This window comes from Salmonella sp. SAL03688 (assembly GCF_046551895.1).
GTDB classification, from domain to species: Bacteria; Pseudomonadota; Gammaproteobacteria; order Enterobacterales; family Enterobacteriaceae; genus Salmonella; species Salmonella enterica.
In genome coordinates this window covers 155,198-162,520 of the sequence record NZ_JBGDVI010000011.1, presented here as the reverse complement: position 1 = coordinate 162,520, position 7,323 = coordinate 155,198, and the positions used below count along the sequence as shown (strand labels likewise).

Annotated in this window: 6 protein-coding genes; 4 read left to right on the top strand and 2 right to left on the bottom strand. The window is 52.4% G+C overall.

Annotated elements, in window-relative coordinates; genetic code table 11:
- Positions 1-69 precede the first annotated feature (69 nt).
- Positions 70-1,167 carry an SEL1-like repeat protein gene (locus ACLJR2_RS13505; RefSeq protein WP_001534240.1) on the bottom strand — a complete coding sequence of 366 codons (1,098 nt, stop codon included), beginning with the start codon at positions 1,165-1,167 and terminating at the stop codon, positions 70-72.
- Positions 1,168-1,291: 124 nt separating this feature from the next.
- Here ACLJR2_RS13505 and ACLJR2_RS13500 point away from each other — a divergent pair, with 124 nt between their 5' ends.
- The 4 genes from ACLJR2_RS13500 to ACLJR2_RS13485 are packed head-to-tail and all read left to right on the top strand — an operon-like array spanning position 1,292 to position 5,605.
- Positions 1,292-1,999, top strand: coding sequence for a DUF1266 domain-containing protein (locus ACLJR2_RS13500; RefSeq protein WP_001534204.1), 708 nt, complete (start codon positions 1,292-1,294; stop codon positions 1,997-1,999).
- On the top strand, positions 1,996-3,429 hold the full coding sequence (locus ACLJR2_RS13495; RefSeq protein WP_000845195.1) for a J domain-containing protein: 1,434 nt from the start codon (positions 1,996-1,998) through the stop codon (positions 3,427-3,429). The genes ACLJR2_RS13500 and ACLJR2_RS13495 overlap by 4 nt, the downstream gene beginning before the upstream one ends.
- Positions 3,430-3,440: 11 nt before the next feature.
- Positions 3,441-4,145 carry a DUF1266 domain-containing protein gene (locus ACLJR2_RS13490; protein WP_000356618.1) on the top strand — a complete coding sequence of 235 codons (705 nt, stop codon included), beginning with the start codon at positions 3,441-3,443 and terminating at the stop codon, positions 4,143-4,145.
- Complete coding sequence (locus tag ACLJR2_RS13485) at positions 4,142-5,605, top strand: J domain-containing protein (protein ID WP_001534201.1); 1,464 nt, start codon at positions 4,142-4,144, stop codon at positions 5,603-5,605. The genes ACLJR2_RS13490 and ACLJR2_RS13485 overlap by 4 nt, the downstream gene beginning before the upstream one ends.
- 21 nt (positions 5,606-5,626) lie before the next feature.
- Here the strand turns inward: ACLJR2_RS13485 and hscC are convergent, their stop codons facing one another.
- Entirely contained in the window at positions 5,627-7,306 is a 1,680-nt protein-coding gene (gene hscC, locus ACLJR2_RS13480; RefSeq protein WP_000368026.1) for a molecular chaperone HscC, read from the bottom strand.
- Between the last annotated feature and the right edge of the window lie 17 nt (positions 7,307-7,323).

Below are 7,323 nucleotides of genomic sequence, written 5' to 3'. Positions count from 1 at the left end.
TTTGACATTGTCGCAGTTGGCGATTTATTTTGAAGGGCGGCTGAATAATGTGATGACGCTGTAGAATTTTTAACGTGACACAGAATTCTGAACGCTCTCATTTATTTTGAAGGGCGGCTGAATAATGTGATGACGCTGTAGAATTTTTAACGTGACACAGAATTCTGAACGCTCTCCATTCAACTGCGCTTCCAGTTTGCGGATCTCTTCGTCGACGTTCCATTTGCCCGTGGGCTGTGCTTTCTGGAACCAGTAGAGCGCCTGCTTCACATCCACTGCGGTACCGCGCCCGTCGCGGTACATAAAACCCAGGTTATACCATGCGGTAACGTTGCCAGCTTCCGCCGCCCGATGAAACCAGCTAAGTGCTTCTTCATCGTCACGCTCGACACCGTGTCCTTGTTTGTACATCCAGCCGATATTAACGTAAGCATTGCTATCTCCCTGCGCCGCAGCTTGTTGATACCAGTGCATTGCCTGCTGATAATCCTGCTTAACGCCTTCCCCTTCGCTATACGCGCAGCCAAGCTGGAATTGGGAATGGACTTCATCCTGTAGCGCACTTCTCAAATACCATAAGGTAGCCAGGCGTAGGTTTTTTGTCGTGCCGCGACCGTCCCAATACATATCTGCCAGATTCTCCTGGGCGGTAGCGTCACCTTGTAAGGCCGCCTGTTTGTACCAATAAAAGGCCAGTTGATGATTCTTCTCAACACCGTCACCTCCTTCATACATTTTGCCGAGATTATTTTGCGCATAGCTGTGCCCGCGTTCCGTACCGACGCGATACCAGAATACTGCCTGAGCGTAATCTGGTTCACTTCCTGTTTCTCCTTCCAGGACCCACCCCAGGTCGTTAGGCGCAAGCTTATGCCCTTGCTTTGCTGCTTTTTCCAACCAGTATGAGGCTTTGGCATTATCTTTCATGCTGGTAGGCGTGTCTGAATATCGTAAGCCGAGCCAATATTGCGCCTCGCAATGCCCTTGCTCGGCCGCCTGCTGTAGCCAATAAAAAGAGAGCTTATCCTCTTCGCTGCCATCTATACGTTCGTCATTATATAAACGGCCTAATATATATTGAGCTTCACTATTTCCTGACTGCGCCAGTTCGGTTAATTGTGCTAAAGATACGTTGTCGCAGGGATGACTGGTTATGGAATGATTCATTTTTTAATTTATCCCGCCATTGTTTTTTAGATTAATAATATATTGCGATTTGGCTTTGTTGTACTCTATTTTAGTTTTCAATTGCGTTTTTATTTGTGGTGTGAATATATTTTGGCGATTTATTATGGATAAAGAATCACAATATTTACTCTTTGCACTTTCCTCGCCGATGGAAGTATTGAACGAGGACTGTTTACCTTCACATTCGTCACCGAAAATGTATTTAGGTGTAAAACGTTTCGATCTTGAATCGTCGTGGGGTATTGAAAATCGCGATGAACTGCTTCAGACCATTTCCCGCATGACGGATGACGGTCATGCCACACAACTGGAATGGCTATATCGCCGCTGGTTTAGGTATGCGCCGCAGGAGTGGCAGGAGTATACCGACGCGCTGGATGAGGGAGATCGCATTTATGCCCGATTCGTCGCTGATACCGCCGTGTGTTGCGGCGAAGGTGGTATTCGTAGCTGGGATTATGTGCGGATGGGGTTTCTCTGCCGCATGGGCGTGCTCAATGAATGGCTGACGGAAGAGGAGAGCCTGTGGCTGCAGTCGCGGATACAGCTTCGTGCGCTCAGCTATTATTCCGGCTGGTTGCAATATTTCAGCGCCTATTACACCGGGCGTTTGTACTGGCAGTTACGGAATGGCGATAACCTACCGCTGCTACGCGAGACATTCGCCCGTAAGGAGTTTGATGACGCGGGGCGACGTATGATGAATAAGCTGATCGCCGGGAAAGACAGTTTTTACGCCACGCTGCCGTGGCGCTACCTGCCCCATTACCCTGAATGCCCGGACACGCTTCAGGAGGTGAGTGATCTATGAAAACCTGTTGGCAAGTCCTTGGTATTGAGGCCACCACGGATACTGACGCCATTCGTCAGGCTTATCTGGCGCTGCTGCCGTCATTTCATCCGGAAACCGATCCGCAGGGTTTTAAGCAATTGCGAGAAGCCTATGAGAATGCATTGCAGGGGACAAAATCGCCCGTCATTACGGTGGTTGAAGAGGATCCCGATAGCCCGTGGGTGAATTATCTCGGAGAGATTTTCCGTGACTTGCTGGCGGATGGCGAACGGCGCTTTCAGCCGCAGGCATGGCAGGAGTTTATCCAACAGATCAATAAATTATCGATTACACAGGCCGAAAAAGCGCGCTGGCTATTGTGCGATATCGCGATGCAGACGTTTCCAGTCTCCTATAGTTGTATGAACCTGCTATCGCAGCGGTTGAGCTGGGAGCAACGGGACTGCAATGAGGAGATGGATCGCGAAAGGCTGGATAATTTTCTGTCCTATGTTGAGCACGGCGATATGTTTGACTATGCGCTACTGCTCAATATACCGCCGGAGGTGCAGAATCAGACTCTGGCGTTTTATGATGCCCTGGACAGCACCTTTTTCGAGCATCCTCTCTATTTCGCCCAACTTATGGCCCAGCACGGCCCGTGGATTGTCCCGGACGATCTGCGCTTTCACCGACGCTTGTTACGCTGGTTCAGCACCCTGCATCTTGGCGTCGCGGAGCTGCTGCCTGTTGCCCTGACATGGCAGGAAGCCGAATCCGATAGCCAGACGCCGGGTTATTACTACTTAGCCCAGCGCGTATTCTGCGGTGAAGGCGATAGTCTGCTGCCGGAACTTTACGCGCAGTGGTGGGCGCATCCTTCTACCCAGCTTGACGATCTGTTGCTGCGCTGGTGCCGCCAGCATCGGCCGGACTTTTTCCCGCTGCTGGTGATGGCAGTTGAGGGGCGTGAGCAGGTGGATATTAACGCTGAACAGCTGCTGTATATTCCCGGCTCCAGCGCCCGTTCCTGTTTGCTGTGGGCCGAGGCGCTGCACAGCGGCGCATTATCGCCGCTAAGCGAAAGTTTTATTGCGCGGCGTTTGAATTATGGCGCACCAGCGATGAGTGAGGCGCATAGCCAGCATCCATACTGGCTGTTGTATCAGGTGGCGGATAGCCTGGCGTGCGCCGAGGAGCCGTCAGCGACATTGTTACAGAGGCTGGTGACGAAGCTTGATGCGCCGGATATCTGCCCGCTGGAAGCGCTGGTTATTCGCGGGTTGCTGGGGCGGGCTGCGGCTGTTGCCACACCGTGTGAAGCTGTAGTCGCAGATGAGGAACCGGTGACGACGGTGACTTCGCCGAGTACGGAGGAATCTGGCGGCGGCTTTGGCCTCTGGCAGATGATTAAAATCATTTTATTTATTGGCGTTGTCGGCCATGTATTACGCCAGTTTATGCATTAGGGATATCGAATATGGACAAGGAAGAACAATATTTACTTTTTGCGCTCTCCACGCCGATGGAGGTGCTAAACAGTCGTGCCATTGGCGCGAAACCTTCGCACTTCTCCCCGGCAATGTATACCGGGAAAACACACTTTGATCTCTCCGATTCATGGGGGATTGATAACCGTGAAGATCTTATTCAAACCATCTATCGGATGACGGACGATGGCCATGCGGCAGATTTGGCTCCCTTTTATATCCGCTGGTTTACGCTATCTCCGCGTCACTGGCGCGAATTTACCGCGCAGTTTGGCGAGCAGGGCCAGATTTATGCGCGATTTGTTGCCGAAACCGCACTATGCTGCGGGCGTGGCGGCATTAAAGCCTGGGACTATGTGCGTATGGGGTTTTTATGCCGGATGGGGGTGTTGAATCAATGGCTGACGGAAGAGGAAAGCCTGTGGCTGCAATCGCGTATCTATGCGCGGGCGTACTATTTTTACGACGGTTGGACGCAATATTTTGCCGCCTATTCGTTGGGTCGGCTGTACTGGCAGGCTAAAGGGGACACCATACAGGCATATTTCGCTCACCTAAAGTACGACGCTTCAGGCGCGCGGATGTTTAATGAACTGGCCTCTACGACAGAGAGTTATTATGCGCAGCTACCGTGGCGTCCGCTCAACGAACAACCGACATGCCCGGAAACGCTTAAAGGAGTGAGCGATTTATGAATATCTGTTGGGAAATCCTGGGCATTGAACCCACCACCGATCTGGAATGTATCCGTCAGGCTTATCTTGCCCTGTTGCCCTCATTCCACCCTGAGAGCGATCCGCAGGGTTTTAAGCGATTGCGCCAGGCCTATGAAGAAGCGCAGCACTGGGCCGCCTCGCCTGCGGAAGATGTAAAAACGGAAGAGGTGGGCGACGAACATGAAATACTGGTGGCGTTCAGGGAATTGCTGGCATCAGAGCGCGATCGCTTTCAGCCCTCGGCATGGCAGAAATTTATTCAGCAATTGAACCAGTGTTCAATGGATGAGATAGATAAGCTGCGCTGGCAGTTGTGCGACATCGCCATGAAAACGGAAACGATCTCGCTGTCTTGCCTGGCATTGTTGGCGCAGCGTCTGAACTGGCAGCCGCAGGAAGCAGACGATGATGCTGAGGGAGAAGAGCTGGAAGCATTTCTGGAGACCGTAAAGCGGGGCGATGCGTTTGATCTGCTAAGTCTGACCAAATTGCCTCTTGTTGTTCAAGACCAAACTGACGCCTACTTTTTTAAGCTTGAGCGTATCTGGCGCTTTTATCCCGAACATTTTGCCGACGCTCTGCAGGTTCAGGGAGCCTGGATAATTCCCGATGATAAACAGCTGCATCGTAAACTATTACACTGGTTTAGCGCCGAGCAGTGGGGCATGGCGGAACTGGCCGATATTGCTCGTCGCTGGCAGGCCGCGGAGCCGGATAACGAAGATGCGCACTATTACCTGTGCAAACAGCGTTTGCTCTGCGGTGAAGGGGAAAGCCTGTTGGCCGACCTTTGCGATTTCTGGCAGCGTTATCCCTCCACGCAGGCGGACGACCTGTTGCTGGGCTGGTGCCGCCAGCATCGGCCTGATTTCTTCCCGCTGGCGGTGATGGCGGTCGAAGCGCGCTGTATGGTGGATGCCGAATATGTGCCCGGTGAAAGCGCGCGCACGCGTTTACTGTGGGCCGACATTTTGCACAGCGGTAGGTTATCACCGCTGGGGCGTTCATTTGTTGACTCCCTGTTTTATAAGCGAAAAGCGATGGCGTGGGCAAATTCACGGCTGAGTACCCAGGGGGAACCCGAAACGCCGCTGTTGGATCTGTACCGGACGGCGGAGCAGGTGGTGCTGGAAGCGTTTCCCAAAGAAAAGCCCTTTTTTCGCCTGCTGATCCGGCTGGAGGAGGGGCAAGCCTGTCCGCTGGAGGCGCTGATAACGCAGGCATTGTCATCTAAAATTGCCATGAAGCCAGGCGATATTCGCGACAAAAAGGAGCTGGCGGAAGAGCTCAGGCTGGCGGCTGAGAAAAAATTGTCTTCTGAAGCGAAAACCGAAGCACCCCGTCAGGCGGAATCTGGCGGGGTGATGAAAATCATGAAGATTGTCGGTTTGATCGCGTTGATTGTCTGCGCGTTAAATCGATTCTTCCATTTTTTCTGAACAGGGGCAGTGAAAGCGCCGTTACGGCGCTTTCGGCTCGTCAATACCCAGATATTCACAGGCGCGACGGCGCACATCATCGACGCGCTGCATATCATTAGACAGCAGCGCCGCGTCGAAATCGGTAATAATCTCCCCCAGCATTTCGCGCTCATCGCCTAACGCGCGTGACCACTGCTCCTCTAACTGTGCTTTAAACGTCCGGTTAATCAGCATATCGCGGGGATAAATTTTCAGCGCCTGCAGGCGCTCGCGGCTGGCGTCGATTTGCTGCGTCGTCAGTGAGGTGGCATTGTGGCTGATGATTCTGGATTCACTCTTGCCGTCTTCCAGCAGCACGTCAACTTCCAGCAGACCATTAATATCGTAGCTAAAACGAATATCAATGGCCTGAATGTGCCCGTTCGGCTTCAGCATGACGTCAAAAGAATCGATCAGGATATTATTTTTCACCTTATGGCTTTCGCCCTGGTATACCCTGACGCAAATAGAGTCCTGCTCAGGGTGCATGGTGGAGTACGTTTCCACTTTTGACACCGGAACGGTGGTATTGCGTTCAATGATGGGCGAGAAAATACCAGGCACGCCCTGTCGGTTGACTTCCACGCCCAGCGAGTAGGGGCAGATATCCGTGAGGATCACCTCTTCAACGTCTTCATGGCGCAGGCGACAGGCGGCCTGAGTTGCGGCGCCAAGCGCCACGATGGTGCTGGGATCGTAACTTTGATAGGGCAATTTACCGAATAAGCGCACCGCGATGCGTTGCACCAGCGGCATCTGTGACGCGCCGCCGACCAGCACCAGGCTGTCAATTTGCTCCGGTTTGAGTCGGGAATCGCGCAGCGCCTGCTCAATGGGCGTGCGCAGCCGGTTGAGCAACGGTAGCCACAGGGCTTCCAGCTCATCGTCATAAAACGTGCTTTCCAGCGCGCGCTCCTGATAAAGCCAGCTCATGCGCAGCGGGGAGCCGCTGGCGCATTTTGCGGCTTCAACACAGGCATACAGCGCAGCCAGATCGCTATCCGTCAGCGCTGATTTATCGAGATTCCAGCGTTTCAGCACTTCATCAAGTAACAAATGCGTGAAATCTTCGCCGCCGAGGTAGTTATCGCCAGCGGAGGCGTGAACTTCGATAATCGGCGTAGCGTATTCCAGAACGGTCACATCAAAGGTTCCGCCCCCCAGATCGAAAACCAGCGAACGGCTATTTTGCTGCGTATGCAGACCATAAGCCATTGCCGCCGCCGTGGGTTCATTGATCAAGCGCACGGCGTTTAACCCCGCAAGCTCAGCGGCAAGGCGTGTATGCTTACGCTGCTCATCGCTGAAATAAGCCGGAACCGAGATCACGACGTCCTTGATTGGCTGCTGAAGGTAGTCTTCCGCATCTTCTTTCAGCGAGCGTAAAACCAGCGAAGATAATTCCGGCGCATTAAACGACTCTTCACCCAAATGCCAGTGAGTATTACTGCCCATTGCGCGTTTAAATAAGGCAGCGGTTTTATCTGGATGAGATGTTTTACGAGCTGCGGCAGGTTTTCCCACCAGAATTTGTTTATTTTCATCCATACTAATTATGGATGGTGTTAAATATTCACCAAATTTATTAGGTATTAATTGTGCGGCTCCGTCTTGCCAGACGGCGATTAAACTATTAGTGGTGCCGAGATCGATACCAATCGCTAACGTTGCATTATCCATTGCGTTTAATTTATCGG

What these genes read in the sequence shown, in the direction of transcription:
- hscC (WP_000368026.1), bottom strand. Translation starts at nt 7,306, where the DNA reads ATGGATAATGCAACGTTAGCGATTGGTATCGATCTCGGCACCACTAAT.
- ACLJR2_RS13485 (WP_001534201.1), top strand. Translation starts at nt 4,142, where the DNA reads ATGAATATCTGTTGGGAAATCCTGGGCATTGAACCCACCACCGATCTG.
- ACLJR2_RS13505 (WP_001534240.1), bottom strand. Translation starts at nt 1,167, where the DNA reads ATGAATCATTCCATAACCAGTCATCCCTGCGACAACGTATCTTTAGCA.
- ACLJR2_RS13490 (WP_000356618.1), top strand. Translation starts at nt 3,441, where the DNA reads ATGGACAAGGAAGAACAATATTTACTTTTTGCGCTCTCCACGCCGATG.
- ACLJR2_RS13500 (WP_001534204.1), top strand. Translation starts at nt 1,292, where the DNA reads ATGGATAAAGAATCACAATATTTACTCTTTGCACTTTCCTCGCCGATG.
- ACLJR2_RS13495 (WP_000845195.1), top strand. Translation starts at nt 1,996, where the DNA reads ATGAAAACCTGTTGGCAAGTCCTTGGTATTGAGGCCACCACGGATACT.